We start from the raw sequence: 19,925 nt of genomic DNA, 5'->3' as shown, positions 1-19,925 counted from the left end.
CAACGTGGGCGCGGTGGACTACGCTTACTATTTGTGACGAACTTGTTGGCCTACGCGAAGCGCGTGCTCATCGGACGCCCGATGCGATCGGACGCGATGGGCCACCAGCTTCTTCCCAAACGCATCGCCCTTCCGATTTTTGCCTCGGACGCGCTGTCGTCGGTCGCCTACGCACCCGACGAGGTCCTCCTGACGCTGGCGCTCGCTGGCACAATGGCCGCCATGCAGTCCATCTGGGTGGGCGTTGTCGTGGCACTCGTGCTGGCCGTCGTGGTCGCCTCCTACCGCCAGACCGTCCACGCATACCCCTCGGGTGGCGGTGACTATGAGGTCGTGACGAAGAATCTCGGCCGTTCCTGGGGGCTCCTTGTGGCCTCGGCCCTGTTGGTCGACTACATCTTGACCGTCGCCGTGTCCATCTCCTCGGGCGCCAGCTACATCACGACCGCCGTGCCCGCGCTGGCGGGCTACGAGGTGCCGATCGCCGTGGGCCTCGTCGTCATCCTGGCGACGCTCAACCTGCGCGGCACGCGCGAGGCCGGCAGTGCCTTTGCGGTACCTACGTACGTCTACATGTTCTCTATCGGCCTGATGGTCGTCGTTGGCTTCGCGAAGCTCGCGACGGGACACCTTGGCTCCGCGCCGACGGCCGCCTATGACCTCGTCGCCGCCCCCGGGCACGCGGACGGGCTGGCGGGGCTGGCGGGTGCTTTCCTGCTCATGCGTGCCTTCTCCTCGGGCTGCGCCGCCCTCACGGGCGTCGAGGCCATCTCAAACGGCGTCCCGATGTTCCGCCGACCCAAGTCACGCAACGCCGCGACGACCCTGGCCATGCTGGGCGGGATCGCCGCCGCCATGATGGTCTCGATCCTCTTCCTCGCGCGCGCCACGGGCGTCAAGATCGTGGAGGACCCTGCTGCGCAGCTGGCCGTTGACGGTGTTCCCATCGGCCACAAGGTGGCGGTCGATCCCGCGATCTCGCAGATCGCCTCGGCCGTCTTCGGGCACGGATCCATCCTGTTCATCCTTATTACGGTCGTCACGGGATTCATCCTGGTTCTGGCCGGAAACACCGCCTTCAACGGCTTCCCGACCCTGGCCTCGGTCCTCTCGCGCGACTCCTTCTTGCCCCACCAGATGGTGCGTCGCGGCGACCGCCTCTCCTACTCCAACGGCATCGTGGTCCTCACGCTCGCCGCCATCGCGCTGATCGTCGGATTCCATGCCGAGACCACCCGACTCATCCAGCTGTACGTCGTGGGCGTCTTCATCTCCTTCACGCTCTCGCAGCTGGGCATGATTAAGCACTGGAACAGGCAGCTGCGCACCCGTCAGTCCGGCCAGGAACGTATGGCGGTGCTGCGCTCGCGCGCCGTCAACATCGTCGGCTTCATGATGACCGGCGCTGTCCTTCTCATCGTGCTGGCCACCAAGCTCACGCACGGCGCGTGGATCACGCTGCTCATGATCGCGGTCGCATTCGGCCTCCAGATCTCGATTCACCGCCACTACGAGACAACCCGCGAGCAGCTGCGTGTCGACGACTGGCACGCTCGGCGCGCGCTGCCGACCCGCGTGCGCGCCCTCGTCTTGGTGTCCTCGCTCTCGCGTGCCGCGATGCGCGCGATCGCGGCCGCCCGTGTCTCCTCGCCAACCTCCATCGAGCTCGTCTCGGTCGTGGCCGACGACGAGGAAGAAAACAAGATCCTGCTCCAGTGGAGGGCGTCGGGCGTTCCGGTGCCTCTCACCCTGCTGTCTGCCCCCTACCGTGACATCTCCTCCGTGATCCTGCAGTACGTGCGCAGCCGACGCCGCTCGGCGCCCACGGAGATGCTTGTAATTTACATGCCGCAGTTCCTCGTCACCCACTGGTGGGAGAATTTCGTCCACAACCAGTCTGCCCTGCGTCTGCGTGCCGCTCTGCTCGGTGTGCCCGGCGTCGTCATCACGATCGTGCCCTGGCAGCTGGGCGAGGACGACGTCGTCGAAGGTCGCCAGCGCGTCAACGATCCGTTCTTACGCGTGGCAGCCCCGGCCTCGTCCGAGACGACCGTCCGTACTAACGAACCCGGCGATGCGCGGGCCGAGAACACCTCCGCGGAGACCTCATGAGCCCCCGTCCTGCCCGCCGCCGCCCGACCCAGCGCCGTCGTCCCGCTGCCTCCCAGCCGCGCGATGGTATCGGTGACATGCTCGAGCTGACCGTCGGCGAGCCAGCCCACGGTGGGGCGTGTGTCGCCCGCGACGAGAGCGGGCGCGTTGTCTTCGTGCGCCACGCGGCGCCGGGCGAGCTCGTCCGCGCGCGCGTGACCGCGGTCCAGAAGAAGCTCGCATGGGCCGATGCCGTTGAGGTCCTGTCCCCCTCGGCCGATCGCGTCGACTCCGTCTGGCCCCAGGCGGGTCCCGGCGGTGTCGGCGGCGGCGAGCTCGCTCACCTGACGCCCGCCGCGCAGCGAGAGTGGAAGTCCCGCGTGATCGCCGGGCAGCTGCGCCGCGTGGGCGGCGAAGCCCTGGCCGAGGCCGTGGACGCCCTCGGGGGAGTGCGTGTCGCTCCCGCGCCGGGAGATGAGGATCCGCGCGACGCACTGACCGGCCGCCGCTCGCGCATCGACGTCGTCATTGACGAGGCCGGGCGCGCCGGGATGCACGAGTTCCGCGGTCGCCGCGTGATCGCGCTCGATGACATGCCGCTGGCCGTGCCCGCGATCCGTGAGCTCGGACTGTTCGACGAGGACACGCCGTGGCGTCGCCTGTGGAAGCCGGGGGACCGCGTGCGCGCGGTGGCCCCCTCTGGCGGTGAGCCCGTCGTCCTGATCGGCGAGGACACGTACGCTGCCGACGGCGTGCGTATCGACGCCGACGTTGTGCGCTGGAACGTGCCGGTGGGCTCTGGCGTCGAGTCGTACTACGTGCGCCCCTCGGGTTTCTGGCAGACACACGTGCGTGGCGCCGAGGTGCTCGCGAACGCGGTGCTGACTGCGGCTTTTGGTCCCGACGAGGCCGGGGCTGGGCGCGCGGTCATGGAGCTGTACTCGGGGGCTGGCCTATTCTCCGTGCCGCTCGCGCGCGCCGTCGGAGAGTCGGGGCGCGTCGTGACCCTCGAGGGCGACGAGGGTGCCGTGCGTGATGCGGGCGAGAACCTCGCAGCCTTCGATTGGGTGGATGCGTTCGCCGGAAACGTTGATCGTGAGGGAGTCGTCGACCTGTCGGGCCAGCTGGGTGCCGTGCCGGACGTCGTCGTGGCGGACCCGCCGCGCGCCGGCGCGGGTGCGGGGGTGTGCGAGGCTATTGCGGCCACGGGTGCCCCTCGCGTCGTCCTTGTGTCCTGCGACCCGGCAGCGGGCGCACGCGACCTGCGAACCCTCACCGAGGCCGGATACGAGCTCGAATCACTGCAGGCGTGGGACCTCTTCTCGCACACTCACCACGTGGAAATGGTCTCGGTCCTGAGCCGCTAGCGTGTCCTCCTGCGCTCCTGCATGCGCGAGCCCCACGAGGTTTGCGCGCGGGCCTCAATCGCGCGGCGCTGGTCGCGGTACATGCGATCCACCAGATTACGCTCGGAGACCCAACCCACCACGTGGCGCTCCTCGTCCAGCACGGGCAGGGCCTGCAAGCCGCTGGAACGAAGCGCCCCGAGAACCTCGGACGGGGGAGCGGAGGCAGCCACGGCCTCGTCGATGAGAGGCAAATCCGACAGGGGAGCGTCGAGCGAGCCGTCCTCCTGCGTGAGCTCAGCGAGGCGCAGCGAGGACACGAGACCGACGAAGCGCCGGTCCTCGTTCACGACGGGCAGGACCGTCTCCTTCGTGCGGCGCAGGGCGGAGATTGCAGACGCGGCGCTGGTCGTGCAGGGCAAAGTCTCGGGAGCCTCCATCATCCACTCGGACGCCGCACGCGTCCCGAGCAGCGTGCCCTCGACCGGGTCGTCGAGCACGTCGCCGCGGCGGCGCAGCTTCTCCGTGTAGATCGTCGCTCGGGTCAGGAAACGCGACGCGCCCGTGGCGATGACGACCGCCAACATCATGGGCAGGATCAGCGAGAACTGTCCGGTCATCTCCACGATGATGAGCACCGCGGTCATCGGCGCGCGGGCCGCACCCGCGAAGGCCGCCCCCATGCCGACCACCGCGAACACGCCGACGGGGGAATCGGACAGGGGAGAGACCACGTCTCCGAATGCGGCGCCCGCCATCGCGCCGATGAACAGCGTAGGCGCGAAGACTCCGCCCGAGCCACCCATGCCGATCGTGAAGGACGTGAATACGGCGCGCCCCACCATCAGGGCGAGGAGGAATGCGATCGAGTAGCTACCCGCGATGGCCTGCTCCTCCAGCGGATAACCCGACCCGAACATGTAGGGGAACGCGACGAGGCCCCCGCCGAGGACGAGGCCGAGGACGCCCGGGCGCGCCCACTCGGGCAGGCGCGTGCGCGCCCACACCCAGTCGATCGCGTCCTCGGAGGCGTAGAGGAGCTTCGAAAAGCCGAGGCCGCACAGCCCGGCGACGAGGCCGAGGAGGGCCACCCACCACATGTCCGACATCGACGCGAAGGTCAGGTTGTCGGCGACGCGCACGACCATCTCGTCTCCCTGCAGGAGGCGCGCCACGATCGAGGATGTCACGGCGGAGAGCACGACGAAGCCGAAGGTCTCGGCCGTGAACTCCACGAGGATGACCTCGAGGGCGAAGACAGCGCCCGCGAGCGGCGCATGGAAAGTCGCCGCGATGCCCGCCGCGGACCCGCACGAGGCCAATAGGACGACGCGGGAGACGGGCATGTGCAGCCACGAGGCGATGGTGGAGCCCAGGGAGGCCCCCACCTGGACGATCGGTCCCTCGCGTCCGGCCGACCCGCCCGAGCCGATCGTCAGGGCCGAGGCCAGGATCTTCACGACCGCGACGCGCCCCGGGATGCGCCCGCCTTTGCGGCGCACCGCGAGCATGACCTCGGGAATGCCATGTCCCTTTGCCGAGGGCGCGAAGCGCTGGATGAGCGGACCGTACAGGAGGCCCGCGACGGCGGGAGAGAGGAGCAGGAACAGCCACGGCGCCCACCCCCACAGCCCATGCGAGGCCCCAATGTGCGTCGTGTACTCCTCGAAGCCCGTCGACACCCACGTCCACGCGCGGATCGCCAGGTTAAAGAGCACCGCCGCAGCGCCGACGATAGCGCCAACGAGTGCGGCGGCGACGCCGAGCAGGGAACGATGGGAGGCGACCGTGTGGCCGACGCGAACGCGCGTCCCCGCAGCCGAGCGCTCGGACCGCGGGGACTGATCGGTGGGACTCACAGGTTCGCGATCTCCACGTGAATGGGGGTATCGGTGGCGATGCCCCACACGGTGCGGTAGAAGGACAGCTCCGAGAGCAAGGCGTCCTTGATGTTCTGAGCCGAACGGAAGCCGTGGCCCTCACCCTCGTAGAGCTTGAGGGCGACAGCGTTGCCGGCCTGGCGCAACGCCTCGTACATCTCCTCGGCCTGCTCGGGGGGCACGACCGCGTCATCGGTTCCCTGCAGGAGTAGCAGCGGAGCCTTGATGTGCGCGACGCGGTTAATCGGCGAGCGATCAGCCCACACCGGATCCGACATGTCGTCGGTGCCCAACAGGATGCGGTCGTAGTGCGACTCGAACTTGTGAGTCGTCGCGGACAGCTTCGCCAGGTCCGCGATACCGAAGAACGAAGCACCCGCCGTGAACACCTCAGAGGAAGCGAGCGCATTGAGCACCGCGAAGCCACCTGAGGAACGGCCGCGAATCGCGACGCGCGTCGGGTCGACGCGGCCCAGATCGATGAGGTACCGGGCACCGTCGACGCAGTCCTGCACGTCCATGACGCCCCAGTTGCCGTTCAGACGCTCGCGGTAGGCACGGCCAAAGGATGTCGAGCCTCGGTAGTTGACGTCCAGGACGGCGAAACCGCGGCTGGTCCAGTACTGGAACGGGACCTGGAGGCCGGGGCGCACCGAGCTGGTCGGTCCGCCGTGCACGTTGACGATGAGCGGGGGAAGCTCGCCCTCGGGGGCCTCATAGTCGGGGTTCACGGGCGCGTAGTAGAAGCCGTGCGCCTCCTCGCCGTCCGAGGTCTTCCACGAGATCATCTCAGCGGTGGAGACCAGGGCTGTGGGGACCTCGGCCTCGGACGAGGGACGCAGTACCTTCGTCTTGCCGCGCGACACCTCGATGATCGCGGGGGTGTGCGTCGCGGAGTCCGCGAGGAAGACGACGCGGCCATCCGCGGCGGCAACGTTACCGATGGGCCACCAGCCGGTCGCCCACTCCTCGGCCATGCCGTTGTCAATGCGCACCGTACCGATGTGCCACACCTGATCCTCGGCCCACGAGCACACCAGGTAGTCGTTGTCGAAGTTGTCGAAGGAGTGCAGGCCGAGGTGCCAGTGCGGGTGCGAGAATGCACGCTTGCCCGGGTGCAGGGCGCGGGTGCGCAGGCGCGACGTCCACTCGTTGGGGTCCTCACCGTCCCTCCACGTGAAGCCCTGGGTGCGGTACAGGTTCGCCCAGCCGGAGGAATCATCCACGTGGATGAGCTCCCCGTCCAGGGTCCAGCGCGGCTCGTAGACGCACACGCCCGGCTGGTCGACCAGGACGACCTCCCGGTCGATGCGGCCCTCGAAGGTCAGGGATGCGACGTGCAGTTGCGAATAGGTCCACGGCATGTTCGGGTGGTTCCACGAAAGCCACGCCAGCTTCGTGCCATCCGGGGAGACCGTGGGAGCCTGCGCGAAATCCGTGCCGCCAAAGACCGGGACGATCGCCGCGTCGTCGCGCGCCGCCGAGCCGTCGAGGGGGATCGCTACGATCGAGTTGACGGGCTCGCCCTCACCCGAGTGATCCTCGGCGACCGCGTACACCAGGTCACGCTCGTCGGCGATCCAGAAGTCGCCGTAGCGGACCTTGGACAGGGTCGTCAGGGGGCGCACGCCGCGGCGAGGCTCCGACGTGTTAAAGGCATAGACACGCCCGTCGCTGCGGTCGGAAAAGACGATGACCCCGTGGTGAACCGCGTAGGCCTTCCCGCCATACTCGTGGACGCGCGTGCCGACGTCAGCCAAGCGCACACCGTCGATCAGCGGCAAGACCTCTCCCGTCTCACCGGTGCCCCGACGGCGCAGGAGCGTCCCACGCCCGCCCTCAAGCGGATGCCCCTCCACCCAGTAGGTGTCCGGACCGTCGACGCGGACCTGGGAGAGAGTAACGGAGCGGGCAGTGAACGAGTTGCCCGTGATCGGGGACTTCCACAGGCCGTGAGGTGCGACGGTGACGGACATAGTGCCTCCTTGAGCGGTATGGCGAACCAATACCTCTATCTTAATGCGCGTGCCAAGGCCCTGCGTACATCGCAAGCCGATGCACCCCTAATTTGATCTGTAGGTGAGACGCTGGGCATCTACACTAGAAGTCATGTCTGGAGCACTAAGCACGCGTGACCTGTTGTCGCGCTGTACCACCCCTCGGGAGCTGCGTCGCCTCGAGCGGGAACAGCTGGATCAGTTGGCGGCGCAGATTCGCGCCTTTCTGATTGACAACGTATCGCGCACGGGCGGGCACCTGGGGCCCAACCTGGGTGTCGTCGAGCTGACGATCGGCCTGCACCGCGTGTTCCGCTCTCCCCAGGACACAATCGTGTTCGACACGGGCCACCAGGCCTACGTGCACAAGCTGCTCACCGGCCGCCAGGACTTTTCCTCGCTGCGTTGCCCGGGCGGTCTGTCCGGCTATCCCTCGCGCGCCGAGTCCGAGCATGACGTCGTGGAGTCCTCCCACGCCTCGGCCTCCCTGGCCTGGGTGGACGGCATCTCGCGCGAGAAGCACCGGCGCGGGGAACGCACGTGGACGGTCGGCGTCATCGGTGACGGCGCGCTCACGGGTGGGCTGGCGTGGGAGGCCTTGAATAACATCGCCGCCTCGAAACATCGTCGCATCGTCATCGTCGTCAACGACAACGGGCGCTCCTACGCTCCGACCATCGGCGGCCTGGCCGATCACCTCGACGCGCTGCGTACCTCCGCCGGCTACGAGAAGGCACTGGCCTGGGGCAAGCAGCACCTCCTCAGCCACGGCACGCCCGGGCGCGCCGCCTACGACGCGCTGCACGGGCTCAAGTCCGGCATCAAGGACGCGCTCATGCCGCAGGTCATGTTCGAGGACCTGGGGCTCAAGTACATCGGTCCCGTCAACGGCCACGACATCGCCGCCGTCGAGACGGCCTTCCGGCGCGCCCGCACCCTCGAAGAGCCGGTGATCGTCCACATGATCACCGAGAAGGGCCGCGGCTACAAGCCCGCCGAAAAGGACATCGCGGACCGCTTCCACGCCGTCGGCCCAATCCACCCGGAGACCGGCCTGCCCGTGGCCCCTGAACGCTTCGGCTGGACCGGCGTCTTCGCCGACGAAATTTGCGCCCAGGCCTCGAAGCGCACCGACATCGTAGGCATCACGGCCGCGATGATGCAGCCGGTGGGCCTTGGCCCCATGCATGAGGAATACCCGCGTCGCGTGATCGACGTGGGCATCGCGGAAGCCGAGGCGATCGCCTCCGCCGCCGGCATGGCTTACGAGGGCGCGCACCCCGTCGTGGCCCTGTACGCGACCTTCCTGAATCGCGCCTTCGACCAGCTGCTCATGGACGTGGCGCTGCACAAGGCGGGCGTCACCGTTGTCCTCGACCGCGCCGGCATCACGGGCGCGGATGGCGCATCCCACAACGGCGTGTGGGACATCGCGATGTGCTCGCTCATCCCGGGGCTGCGTCTGGCGGCACCGCGCGACGAGGACACCCTGCGCGCCCAGCTGCGCCAGGCCCTCGACGTTGACGACGCCCCCACGGTCCTGCGCTACCGTAAGGGACCCCTGCCCGAGCCGATGCCCGCGCTGCGCAGCGTCGGGGGAGTGGACGTCCTCTTTGACGAGGCCGGGGCCGGCTCCTCGGCAAAGCTGCTGATCGTGGGAACCGGCGCGTGCGCCCCCGACGCCATCGAGGCCGCGCGTCGGCTCGCGGCTGACGGCCTGGCCGTCACGGTCGTGGACCCTTGCTGGCTCCTGCCCATCTCCTCCGATCTTGCGGACATGGCCGACGGATACGACGCGGTTCTGACCGTCGAGGACGGTATCGTCCGCGGAGGATTCGGATGGGCCCTGCGCGACGCCCTCGCGGAAGCTGGAACGCCGGTGCACTGCCTGGGCGCGCCCCAGAACTTCCCGGAGCACGGCGACCGCGCCCAGATGATCGCGGACTTCGGCTACGACGCGGACGGCATCGAGGCCTCGGCGCGCGCCCTCGTGAATGCGGTTTCAGCGCGCTAACACACGTCAGCCCCGGGTGCCTGTGGTCCTCCAGGACCAGGCATTCCGGGGCTTTCTCGTAGGCTCCACGCACAACACGCGGGTGCCAGATCGAACGGACGTCTCAGACGCCCAGCGCGTCGCAGACCGGATCGAGAGTCAGGTCGATCTGCCAATCCCTGGCCCCGCGCGTCACCATGCGCTCCTCGACCTCGTCACCAGAGGGACGCGAAGGATCCAGCGGAGCCCACGCGAGGTAGCGCTGCACCTGCGGAGCCAACACCACCTCGGGCGCCAGCCCCAGACCCGACGCCACCGAGGCGACTGCACCGCGAACGATACCCAGACGCGCAGCCGAGGCCTCGTCAATACGAGCCCACTGGCGCGGCTCCGGGATCGAACCGGGCTGCACGGGCTTGCGCTTGGGCGGCAGCTCATCCTCCGTCATCGAGGCCACGGACGCGAGCGCACGCATCCACTCATCCTCGTACTGGCGTGCGACGGGGGAGCGGAACTCGTTGATAGACATGAGGGCGCGCTTATTACGAGGAGGATTCGACGCCGCGCGCACCAGCGCCGCGTTACGCACCAGGCGCCCCGGCGACATGTCGATGCGACGGGCGATCGACTCGCGAGTCTCCCACAGTGCCTTGAGGACCCCCAAGCCTCGGCGCGAACGAATCTTGCCCGCACCCGGCAGCGAGCGCCACCGATCCTGCTTAGCGGTCGGCGGGGCGACGCTGAGCGCGTAAGCGAACTCCTGCTGCGCCCACTCCCAACGGCCCATCTGATCCAGGCGCTTGGACAGGCGGTAATACAGCTCGGTCAGCAGCTCCACGTCCAGGGCCGCGTAGCGTAGCCACTCCTTCGGCAAAGGACGCACCGACCAATCCGAGGCCTGATGATCCTTCACCAGACCCAGGCCAAGCACCTGCTCGGCGACGGCCGCCAGGCCGAAACGTTCCAGTCCAATGAGGCGGGCGGCGATCTCCGTGTCGAAGAGAGCGCAGGGATGCAGGCCAACCTGGCGCAGATTTGGCAAATCCTGCAAACAATCGTGCAGCAGCCACACATCCTCAACCCCCGGCTGCAACACCGACAGATCAGGCAACGCGTGTGTATCAATCAGAAAAGTGCCGACGTCCTCACGGCGAATCTGCACCAGATACGGGTCCGCGCCGTAACGAAACCCCTGCGCGCGCTCCACGTCCAACGCAATCGGGCTCGATCCCGCGGCGAGCGCACGCGCGGCCTGCTCGAGCTCCCGGCGGGTATCAATGACGGCGGGGGTACCCCCACGCGGCTGCGCGATAAGCTCCGGATTATCCGTATCGCCCTGCGGCAAGCCGCCGCCATTATTCACCAGCACTCAAACTCCTTCGAGGTGACGGGTAGGGATGATGCCAGCCGTCTTACGCATAGCGTCCGCCCACCCGAATAGATGCTCCCCAAGGTACTCACTGTTGGGCGTCCACGAAGCGCGGACCTCGACAAACAGAGAGGAGCCTCGCAGCTCCAGCCCCCCGAATGCCTCGCTCATCTCACGCGTGACCGTGCCCGTGATGTCATGGAAACCAGCGCCCGAGCCGTCAAGGCAATCAAGCATCCAACCCCACACGCCTTCCGACAGCATCGGATCGACGGCCATGATGGAGTCCACCTGGGTGCGCATCTGACTGACGACGCGGAACGTTCCGTTCCAGCCGAGCTGACCCACAGGGTCGTGCAGCACGACCATGCGACCAGTCGACAGAGGCTGTCCAGCTGCGTCCTCGTCGATCGTGCGCATCGCGAGCGCAGCTGTAAAAGGTGCCAGCCGACGAGGCGGAGGCACCTCCTCGAGGAGGATATGCGGCAGGTGGGAGGCCTGTCGCAGGGACAGCAGAGCCCGAATGAACTCCTCGGGCACCGCGTTCTCATTCACGATTTAGATCGTACGGGTGTCACCTTCTCTTTTGTTACAGACGCGCCGCGCAGGGTCATCTCGATAAGTAGCGGGTACGTGTTCCCTGCAACGTCTCGAGATGACCCCACGTTTTACAGTCCGCGCGGATTACGCAGGATGAGCGCGGTACGCGGCCCTACATGGACGGTGTCGCCCGACAGGTAGTCGCGGTCCTCATCCTCGCCCGCAGTGTCAACCACCGTGTGCCACACCTGCCCGTACTTGGCGTCCGGAAGTGTGAAGTTGACGGGTTCGGGCGCCGCGTTGATCAGCAGGAGGAAATCATCGTCCAGGATCGGGCGACCGTCGGCGTCGGGCTCTCGGATCGCGTCTCCGTTGTAGAAGACCATCGTCGAGCGTGCCCACGGCTGGTTCCATTCCTCCTCCGTCATGTGCGTGCCAGCGGGAGTGAACCACTCGATTTCGCCCAGTTCGGATTCGCCGCCACGCTTGGCCGGCCCCTCGAGGAAGCGGCGCCGACGCATGACCGGGTGATCGCGGCGCAGGTGGATGAGGTGGCGCGTGAACTGGAGGAGCTCGTGGTCGTGCTCGTCCAGATCCCAGTCGATCCACGACAGCTCGTTGTCCTGGCAGTAGACGTTGTTGTTACCGCGCTGGGTCCGGCCCATCTCGTCACCGTGGGCGATCATCGGCACACCCTGGGAGAACATGAGGGTCGTCAGGAAGTTGCGCTGCTGGCGGTAGCGCAGCTCGATGATCTCCTCGTCGTCCGTGTCGCCCTCGGCGCCGCAGTTCCACGAGCGGTTATCGTTCGCCCCGTCCGCGCCCCCCTCGCCGTTGGCCTCGTTGTGTTTCTCGTTGTAGGACACGAGGTCGCGCAGCGTGAATCCGTCGTGCGCGATGACGAAGTTGATCGACGCCATGGGCTTGCGGCCCGTCGTCCCGTACAGGTCCGAGGAGCCGGCCAGGCGGGAGGCGAAGTCTGGCAGCGAGGAGAACTCTCCACGCCAGAAGTCGCGGACCGTGTCGCGATACCTGCCGTTCCACTCCGACCACAGGGGCGGGAAGCCGCCAACCTGGTAGCCGTCGGCGCCCACGTCCCACGGCTCGGCGATCAGCTTGACCTGCGAGACGACCGGGTCCTGGTGAATCAGGTCGAAGAAAGCGGAGAGCCGGTCGACCTCGGCGAACTGACGGGCCAGCGTGGAGGCGAGGTCAAAGCGGAAGCCATCCACGTGCATCTCTGTCACCCAGTAGCGCAGCGAGTCCATGATGAGCTGGAGGACCTGCGGGGAGCTCATGAGCAGGGAGTTACCCGTGCCCGTCGTGTCGAAGTAATGCTTACGATCCCCGTCCACCAGGCGGTAGTACGACGGGTTATCGATGCCTCGGAAGGACAGGGTGGGGCCCATGTGGTTGCCCTCGGCCGTGTGGTTGTACACCACGTCGAGGATGACCTCGATGTTGGCGGCGTGCAGGGCCTTGACCATCGCCTTGAACTCGGACACCTGAGCGCCGGGTTCCTGCGTGGCCGCGTAGGCGTTATGCGGCGCGAAGTAGCCGATCGTGTTGTATCCCCAGTAGTTCGACAGGCCCTTGGCCTGCAGCGTCGTGTCGTTGGTGAACTGGTGGATCGGCATGAGCTCCACGGTGGTGACGCCGAGCTTCGTGAGGTGCTCGATGATCGCCGGGTGCGCCATGCCGGCGTAGGTGCCGCGCAGCTCCTCGGGGACGTCGGGGTGGCGCATCGTCATGCCCTTGACGTGCGCCTCGTAGATGATCGACTCCGAGTAGTCGTGCCCCGGGCTGCGGTCGCCCTCCCAGTCGAAGAAGGGGTTGACGACGACGGAGTGCATGGTTGCCTTGGCGGAGTCTCCGCCCTTGAGACTGAGGGGGTCGTCTGGTTGGTAGGAGAGAAGGTCGAGAGAATCCTTGAGCTGTCCCTCGATGGCCTTGGCGTAGGGGTCGAGGAGAAGCTTGGAGGAGTCGCAGCGCAGGCCGTTAGCCGGATCCCACGGCCCGTCGATGCGGTAGCCGTAGCGGTGGCCCGCGCGCACCTGCGGCACGTACACGTGCCACACGTAGGCGTCCACCTCGGTCATAGGGATGCGCATTTCGTTGAGATCGTCGTCGAGCAGGCACAGCGTGACTGCGGTGGCGACCGACGAGTAGATCGCGAAGTTCGTGCCGGTTCCATCAAATGTGGCGCCCAGCGGGTACGCCTTACCAGGTCGAGTTTCCATACCACTAAGGGTGGCATGAATGGCCTGTAACTCGCGATAATCCGGGTAAAAATGGGCATGTGAGGTGGATAACTGCCGTTTCGTTTTGCATTCTTGCCGGAAGGTCTGTTAAGGTTTTACCCGTTGCGAGGAACGGAAACGTTCTGAAAACAACGCGGATGTGGCTCAGTTGGTAGAGCATCACCTTGCCAAGGTGAGGGTCGCGGGTTCGAGTCCCGTCATCCGCTCGGGCGATTGGCGCAGCGGGAGCGCGCTTCCCTGACACGGAAGAGGTCACTGGTTCGATCCCAGTATCGCCCACGGAAACCCCTTGAGGGTTCTCGGGCATTATGCCCAGCCGCACAAGCGGTTCACGCGGATGTGGCTCAGTTGGTAGAGCATCACCTTGCCAAGGTGAGGGTCGCGGGTTCGAGTCCCGTCATCCGCTCTCAATCGGGAATCCACACGATCCCATTGGGCGTGGTGGGTTGGCCGAGAGGCGAGGCAGCGGCCTGCAAAGCCGTATACACGGGTTCGAATCCCGTACCCACCTCGGGCGATTGGCGCAGGGGTAGCGCGCTTCCTTCACACGGAAGAGGTCACTGGTTCGATCCCAGTATCGCCCACCATCAAGCCGGATCTTCTGATCCGGCTTTTTTGTATTCTCCTCGCGGTGTCCTGCCGTTGTTCCGTTGCGTGTTCTCTTTTTCCCCTCTCCAATTGACGAGGCCGTGGCTGCGTTCCGCGGATACGGGGCTGTGGGGGCGTGCCGGGGTGTCGGTGCGCGGGGGAGTGGTTGTCGATGTGAGTAAGGGCGCTACGCGCACGGCAGTCCTGCGTGCTTGGCCTGGGATACGCGCGTGGCTCGCGGATGTGCACGTGGGTTCGTGGATGTGTACGTGGGGCTGGGGATCTCCTTGTTGGCTTGCGCATGTGCGCGCGAGTCTGGCGATCCCCTTGAGGGCTCGTGGATGTGCATGTGAGCCCCTTTACTGGTAGCAGTAACCCGTTCATGCGCAGCTGGACCCTATTGATGGCACTGTGGGCGGCCTGCCTGGACTGCCACCTGTGGGGTTAACCTGCGCAGTAAAGGGGCCCAGGTATCCACCTGTATGGCCGGTGATGCGATGCCTGTCTTCGATGACGCCTCCTTGGCCTGATGCATCTATCCGTCGCACCTGGAACTAACGGCTTAAAATGTAAAACGTGTGTACTGTCCCGGGACTTTTCGGCTTAATGGTGCGCTAAAGTCGGTATTGAAGGTGGTGATGAGCAACGTAAAGAATAAACATAAGATGTTGCCAAGGCATGTGTCCTGGACGCCGTGCATTCGGGTCATGTCTGGTGGTCGCGCCAGGGTCTGTGGCTCATGGTCACCATAATCCGGGCGCTGCGGTGCCCGCTCCGCCGGTCGTTGGCGGGTTAGCGTCTTTGGTGCGTGGGGTGGTAGGCAGCTCGCCCGCTGTTGCCGCGTTTGGTCTTGTTGTTTGGGGGGAATTGCGACCATAGGGGTGCGACACGCCGGCGACACGCCGTCACGGGGTTTCTATGGTCGTAAAACCCCCCGATGGGCACGGGGTTGTGCGGTGGGTTGTCGGTGTTGTGCTCAACGTGCAGTCCACCTCGGCCGCATGCGCCAAAAAAGGGGGGTTTGGGGCGAAGCGGACGACGTTTTGAGCGTAGGTTCGCAATTCGGGTGATCTAAGTCCTAGCGGTGGCTGGGCCAGGGGCGAATCGATGCAGGGTGCAAAAAGGCGGGACCCCGCAGGGTCCCGCCTCACTGCTGCCGCGGCCAAGCTGCCGACGCGCCTGGCTCGTCATACACGTATGCAGAGCTGACGACCTTGCGGGCAGAGCGTTGTTGCGTTGCAAGCGAGTGCGGGATTGGTGAGCACACGCGACAGCGCGTGAGGGAACTCATACGCACTCTTCTGTCGGTCCCCCAGGGCATCGATGCGGTGGTCGCGAGGGGGTTTTGCCATTGATCTGCCCTCACAATAATGGGGTACGAGGGGGCCGTGGGGCATGAGTGGCGTGGGGTGAGGGGTGTCATGTTTGACAGTGTGGTTAGTGCGAGGTGCTATGCATTACTTTCGATAGGTAATCGAAGAGTGTCTGAATATCTCCAACGCGGTAAATGCGGGTCTGAGCGTGTGTTTGATCGCTGGTTATTCATGCTTGTCTGCGCGCGCCGTTCGTTGTCGCGACACGCCCGAGTTTTCAAATTTGACACAGAGTGAGTAAAGCCAGGCAAATTGCGGATGAATGGCTTTGACGAAGGGGGTTTTAGGTGCTTGTGGGGAGCAGTTCGCATCATTTCTTGACCTAATTACAGGGTAATGACCTACACTGTCTACGTGTGAAGCGACGTTGTCGCATATCCCGTTGATAGGAGTTTCTTATGGTTGCGTTGAAGCGCCGTCACTTTGGTGCACTTCTTGCCATATTTGCATTGGTATTAAGTTTCTTTGGCGTCACACAGTTCGTCTCCGTGCAAGTCCCTGCCTATGCGGACAGCCCGACGTGCCCGGCACCGCTTGCTGACGTGAGCGACAAGGTCACGTTGGATTGGGAGAACGTTCAGTTGGTTGACCACTCGGGACATGAAGTTCATGCGGTGGGCGACTGGTGGGACCTCGGCGTCAAGTTGCCCTGGAAGACCGAGGGGCGTGTCAAGGCTGGTGACTACTTCACCTACGACGCGAACGCGATCAACAAGGCGACCGGCGAGTCCGTTCTGCGCCCGAACGTCTCTCGCACCTTCAACGTCATCTCGCACGACAACATCACGGTCGGCTGCGGTACCTGGGCCGCTGACGGTACCGTCACCGTTGTCTTTAATAACAAGGTGGAGACCGCCGCGCAGTGGTACGGAACGGTCACCACGAACGGCCTGGCTCACTACACCGGCCCTGGCGGCGAAACCTACGTCGTCGAGATCGGTGGCAAGGTTACTCGCAACCTCGAGATGACTCGCCGCACCCCCGGCGAGGCGCGCTACCAGAAGGATGGCTGGCTCAACCTGACAGACACGGAAGATGGTGACGAGAACAAGGCCATCATGTGGCGAGTGGTCCTGCCCGCCGGTGACACGGCCGTGACCGGTGCCTCCATCGTCGACGAGGCCCCCGCCGGTTCGCGCTGGAGCTTCGACTGCGACACGGTCAAGGACTACACGAAGACCCACACCTTCATCGTCACGGATCCGACGACCTCCGAGGGTCTGCGCCGCGACAAGGACACCTCCAATGGCGCCTTCGGGGCTGCCGCTCAGATCGAGTGCACGCCCACCAAGGTGACCGTGAAGCTCGGCGAGATCCCCGCCCACCAGTCGGCCATCATTATGCTGCCCGCCCGCGTCGAGGGGGCCAAGCGCGCCAGCGACATCGTCGGCGAGTTCTCCAACACCGTCACGTACAACGTCCCGGGCGAAACGGTCGACCCGATCACGAAGGTGCTGTGGTACGGCGCAAGCGCTGACGCCAACGCTCACCAGACCTTCTCGGTGACCAAGAAGGTGGAGGGCGAGCTGCCCGACGAAGCGAAGGGCCTCGACTACACGCTCAAGATCACTCTGGCGAACGCCGCCGACCCGACGGTCGACAAGACCTTCGAGGTGACCATCAAGGCTGGCGAAACCTACACGTACCCCACGCCTCTGCCCCTGGGCACCGAGGTGACCGTCTCCGAGGGTGATCTGCCCACGGCCGCCGAGATCACGTGGAACGACGCTGAGAGCCGCGTCTTTGAGACGGCTGACGGAGTCATGCTGGCCGCCGACAACCGCGAGGCGTCCTTCACGCTGAGCGACGAGTATGTCTACTCGCTGACCCTGACGAACACGCTGGCTCCGACTCCGACGCCGACGCCCACCCCGACCCCGACCCCGTCCGAGACGCCGACGCCTACTCCGACCCCGTCTCCGTCGCCGACGCCTCATCTGGCCGTGACCGGTACGGACGCCACGGGAGTGGGAGTCCTGGCTGGGATCGTCGCCTTCGCTGGCCTGTCCCTGGTTGCTGCCAAGCGTCGCAACCGCTGACTGATCGAACGGCGCGCTAGCGCCTGATGTGGGTGGGAGGAGCACTGTTCCTCCCACCCACATGCGTCTGTGGTGTCGACTCTTGGCGCGCGGGTACGCATGCGGATCGGCGCGGGAAGGTCTCTCGGGAGGCGCCTCACGCGCCGGGAAGGTGTCTCGGAGAGCCCCGCGCGCGGGGGAAGCGGCACGACCGGGTGCTGTACGCGGCCCAGATCACGCGGAGAACACCGCGCGCGGGGGAAGCAGCGTCACAAGACGCTTCGCGCGCAAGGAGGCGAGCTCGCATGTTGCGCGTGCTCGCGTGCGGAAGACCCGAGAGGGCCCTAGCGTGCGGAGAGGCCCGAGAGGGCCCTAGCGTGCGGAGAGGCTCGAGGGAGCTCTAGCGTGCGGCCAGGTAAACGCGCGCTTCCCACGGCCTCATTGACGAGGCCGGGGCGGGATCGTGCGCATCGGCCGCGGTGTTGGCGCACCCGTTGCTCAGGTACAGGTTCCAGCGCGAGGGGGAGTAGGCCTCATCGAGGAGTGAGGCCGAGGGACGAATCTCGCGCCCGGATAGGTTGACGGCGACGAGGACGATGGAGTCCTGGTAGGCCCGCGCGTAGACAAAAAGGGCTGCGTCACCCGCGTCGATGCGCTCGAAGGCTCCGAAGGTCAGCGCGGGGACGCGGTGGCGCGCCTCAATGAGCGCGCGGTAGTACGCGTACACGGAGCAGGGATCCTCACGCTGGGCCTTGACGTTAATGGCCGAGGCCGAGGCGGGCACGTCGATCCAGGGGCGTCCCGTCGTAAAGCCGGCGGCGGGGGAGCAATCCCACTGCATGGGGGTGCGTCCGTTATCTCGGGAGATCGCCGCCAGGCCCGCGGGCACGCCTTGGCCAGGGTGCGCGCGCAGGTAGTTGAGGGATTCGACGTCGCGGAAATCGGACTCATCGGTGAAATCGCCGCCGAGCATCCCGATTTCCTGGCCCTGGTAGATGAAAGGTGTGCCGCGCTGGAGGAAATACGCGGTCGCAAGGGCAGTTGCCGACTCGAACCAGGAGGTGGTGGGCTCACCAAAGCGCGCCACCGCGCGGGGCTGATCATGATTCTCCAGGTAGAGGGCGTTCCACCCCCGATCGCCGAGGGTCTCCTGCCAGCGCGTGAGGACCTCGGCGAGCTCGCCGTCTGCCAGGGGGCGAGGTGAGAACTTGCCGTTCTCCTGCCCGAGGTTGACGTGCTCGAACTGAATGAGCATGTTGAATTCGCGACGCTCGGGCGCGCAGAACAGGAGCGCGGATTCGGGGGAGGCATTGGAGGCCTCGCCGACCGTGAACGAGCCGGGGTGATGGGCGAAGGTGCGCTGATGCATCTCCTGGAGGAATTCATGCAGGCGTGGGCCGTCCGCGAAGCACTCGTGTCCCACGCCGAAGGGGGCGCGCGCAGGTCCGCCATCGGGCAGGTCGGGGCGTTTGGAGATGACGTCGATCGCGTCCACGCGGAAGCCGTCGACGCCGCGCGAGAGCCACCAGTTCATCATGTCGTAGACCGCGTCACGGACCGTGGGGTTTTCCCAGTTCAGGTCCGGCTGCTGCCGAGCAAACAGGTGGAGATAGTACTGGCCCGAGGCGGGGTCGTACTCCCAGGCAGGGCCACCGAAGAATGATTCCCAGTTTGTGGGTTCCGCCCCTGGTGTTCCGGGTTCGAAGCCGGGACGCGGATCACGCCAGTAGTACCAGTCGCGGCGCTCAGAGTCGGGACCCGAGGCCGACTCGACGAACCAGGGGTGCTCGATCGAGGTGTGGTTGACCACCAAATCCATGACGACGCGCATGCCCAGCTCGTGGGCGCGCTCGACCAGCGCGTCGAAGGCTGCGAGATCGCCGAACAACGGGTCGATGTCGCGATAGTCGGAAATGTCGTACCCGTTGTCAGCCTGCGGCGACCGATAGATGGGGGAGATCCACACGATATCGACACCCAGGTCGGCCAGGTAATCGAGGCGCTGGTGAATTCCCGCCAGATCCCCGATCCCGTCGCCGTTCGTATCCTGGAAGGAACGCGGATACACCTGGTAGAGGACCGCGTTCATCCACCACGGGTCGGCGTCGACACGAGCGGCGGGCAGGAGATCGGGGCGCAGAATCATCGCGGTCCTCGAGGAGGGGATCAGGCCGAAGCGGCCGGGAGTAGCTGTGCTTGCGTGCTGGGCACGAGCTCGGAGGATGCCGGGAGCTGTGCGTTGCTGGTCGTGACGACTTCCTCGAAGAAATAGTCCCTGAGGGAGATACCGGCGATCAACGTGATGATGAAGACGACGGCAATGATCGCGCAGATGATGATGGTACGTGTGCTGTCGGAGCTGGAGTCCGCCGCGGTGGAGCTGCTCACGCTCTGGGCAGGCCTGGGAGCCACACGGACCTGCTGTGGCCTGGCCTGCTGATAGCCGCCACGCGGGTGGCCCTGCTGCTG

Annotated in this window: 11 protein-coding genes and 5 tRNA genes; 9 read left to right on the top strand and 7 right to left on the bottom strand. The window is 65.9% G+C overall.

Annotated features, from left to right (window positions below; all coding sequences use genetic code 11):
- Positions 1 to 33: 33 nt before the first annotated feature.
- Both O3669_RS09065 and O3669_RS09060 read left to right on the top strand, forming a co-directional pair.
- Complete coding sequence (locus O3669_RS09065; protein WP_371524450.1) at positions 34 to 2,112, top strand: APC family permease; 2,079 nt, start codon at positions 34 to 36, stop codon at positions 2,110 to 2,112.
- On the top strand, positions 2,109 to 3,458 hold the full coding sequence (locus O3669_RS09060; RefSeq protein WP_371524449.1) for a class I SAM-dependent RNA methyltransferase: 1,350 nt from the start codon (positions 2,109 to 2,111) through the stop codon (positions 3,456 to 3,458). Before O3669_RS09065 ends, O3669_RS09060 begins: the two co-directional genes overlap by 4 nt.
- Here the strand turns inward: O3669_RS09060 and O3669_RS09055 are convergent.
- Both O3669_RS09055 and O3669_RS09050 read right to left on the bottom strand, forming a co-directional pair.
- Entirely contained in the window at positions 3,455 to 5,296 is a 1,842-nt protein-coding gene (locus tag O3669_RS09055) for a chloride channel protein (protein WP_371524448.1), read from the bottom strand. The two genes, O3669_RS09060 and O3669_RS09055, sit on opposite strands and share 4 nt — an antisense overlap.
- On the bottom strand, positions 5,293 to 7,293 hold the full coding sequence (locus tag O3669_RS09050) for a prolyl oligopeptidase family serine peptidase (RefSeq protein ID WP_371524447.1): 2,001 nt from the start codon (positions 7,291 to 7,293) through the stop codon (positions 5,293 to 5,295). Before O3669_RS09050 ends, O3669_RS09055 begins: the two co-directional genes overlap by 4 nt.
- A gap of 133 nt (positions 7,294 to 7,426) precedes the next feature.
- Between O3669_RS09050 and dxs the strand changes: the two genes are divergently transcribed.
- The gene (gene dxs, locus O3669_RS09045; RefSeq protein ID WP_371524446.1) at positions 7,427 to 9,328 is read left to right on the top strand and encodes a 1-deoxy-D-xylulose-5-phosphate synthase; all 1,902 of its coding nucleotides are present in this window, start codon (positions 7,427 to 7,429) and stop codon (positions 9,326 to 9,328) included.
- Positions 9,329 to 9,431: 103 nt separating this feature from the next.
- Here dxs and O3669_RS09040 read toward each other — a convergent pair whose 3' ends face one another.
- The 3 genes from O3669_RS09040 to glgX form a co-directional block, all read right to left on the bottom strand.
- Positions 9,432 to 10,676: an HRDC domain-containing protein gene (locus O3669_RS09040; RefSeq protein ID WP_371524445.1), complete on the bottom strand. Its 1,245-nt coding sequence runs from the start codon at positions 10,674 to 10,676 to the stop codon at positions 9,432 to 9,434.
- Positions 10,677 to 11,231 (bottom strand): DUF3000 family protein, encoded by a 555-nt coding sequence (locus tag O3669_RS09035; protein WP_371524444.1) that lies wholly within the window; start codon positions 11,229 to 11,231, stop codon positions 10,677 to 10,679.
- 113 nt (positions 11,232 to 11,344) lie between these two features.
- On the bottom strand, positions 11,345 to 13,456 hold the full coding sequence (glgX, locus tag O3669_RS09030) for a glycogen debranching protein GlgX (RefSeq protein WP_371524443.1): 2,112 nt from the start codon (positions 13,454 to 13,456) through the stop codon (positions 11,345 to 11,347).
- A 154-nt stretch (positions 13,457 to 13,610) separates the two neighbouring features.
- Between glgX and O3669_RS09025 the strand changes: the two genes are divergently transcribed.
- From O3669_RS09025 to O3669_RS09000, 6 genes are all read left to right on the top strand, one after another.
- Positions 13,611 to 13,683, top strand: a tRNA-Gly gene (locus O3669_RS09025).
- A 1-nt stretch (position 13,684) separates the two neighbouring features.
- Positions 13,685 to 13,756: transfer RNA gene (locus O3669_RS09020), tRNA-Val, on the top strand.
- A 54-nt stretch (positions 13,757 to 13,810) separates the two neighbouring features.
- Positions 13,811 to 13,883, top strand: a tRNA-Gly gene (locus tag O3669_RS09015).
- Positions 13,884 to 13,917: 34 nt separating this feature from the next.
- Positions 13,918 to 13,988, top strand: a tRNA-Cys gene (locus O3669_RS09010).
- A gap of 1 nt (position 13,989) precedes the next feature.
- Positions 13,990 to 14,064: transfer RNA gene (locus tag O3669_RS09005), tRNA-Val, on the top strand.
- Between the two features lie 1,772 nt (positions 14,065 to 15,836).
- Positions 15,837 to 17,477, top strand: a complete 1,641-nt coding sequence (locus O3669_RS09000; RefSeq protein ID WP_371524442.1) for a DUF5979 domain-containing protein — start codon at positions 15,837 to 15,839, stop codon at positions 17,475 to 17,477.
- Between the two features lie 379 nt (positions 17,478 to 17,856).
- On the opposite strand, the gene O3669_RS08995 is transcribed toward O3669_RS09000, so the two are convergent.
- Positions 17,857 to 19,602: an alpha-glucosidase gene (locus tag O3669_RS08995; protein WP_371524441.1), complete on the bottom strand. Its 1,746-nt coding sequence runs from the start codon at positions 19,600 to 19,602 to the stop codon at positions 17,857 to 17,859.
- Between the two features lie 20 nt (positions 19,603 to 19,622).
- Positions 19,623 to 19,925, bottom strand: a 303-nt coding sequence (locus tag O3669_RS08990; RefSeq protein ID WP_371524440.1) for a hypothetical protein, incomplete at its 5' end; no start/stop codon positions are given.

It is taken from the genome of Pauljensenia sp. 20925_1_34, from assembly GCF_041432775.1.
Classification (GTDB): domain Bacteria; phylum Actinomycetota; class Actinomycetes; order Actinomycetales; family Actinomycetaceae; genus Pauljensenia.
Note: the sequence above shows the minus strand (reverse complement) of the source record. Positions and strands in the feature narration are given on the sequence as shown.

Excerpts from the sequence above, each read along its gene's own strand:
- O3669_RS09060 (WP_371524449.1), top strand. The coding sequence starts at position 2,109 with ATGAGCCCCCGTCCTGCCCGCCGCCGCCCGACCCAGCGCCGTCGTCCC.
- O3669_RS09050 (WP_371524447.1), bottom strand. The coding sequence starts at position 7,293 with ATGTCCGTCACCGTCGCACCTCACGGCCTGTGGAAGTCCCCGATCACG.
- dxs (WP_371524446.1), top strand. The coding sequence starts at position 7,427 with ATGTCTGGAGCACTAAGCACGCGTGACCTGTTGTCGCGCTGTACCACC.
- glgX (WP_371524443.1), bottom strand. The coding sequence starts at position 13,456 with ATGGAAACTCGACCTGGTAAGGCGTACCCGCTGGGCGCCACATTTGAT.
- O3669_RS09000 (WP_371524442.1), top strand. The coding sequence starts at position 15,837 with ATGGTTGCGTTGAAGCGCCGTCACTTTGGTGCACTTCTTGCCATATTT.
- O3669_RS08995 (WP_371524441.1), bottom strand. The coding sequence starts at position 19,602 with ATGATTCTGCGCCCCGATCTCCTGCCCGCCGCTCGTGTCGACGCCGAC.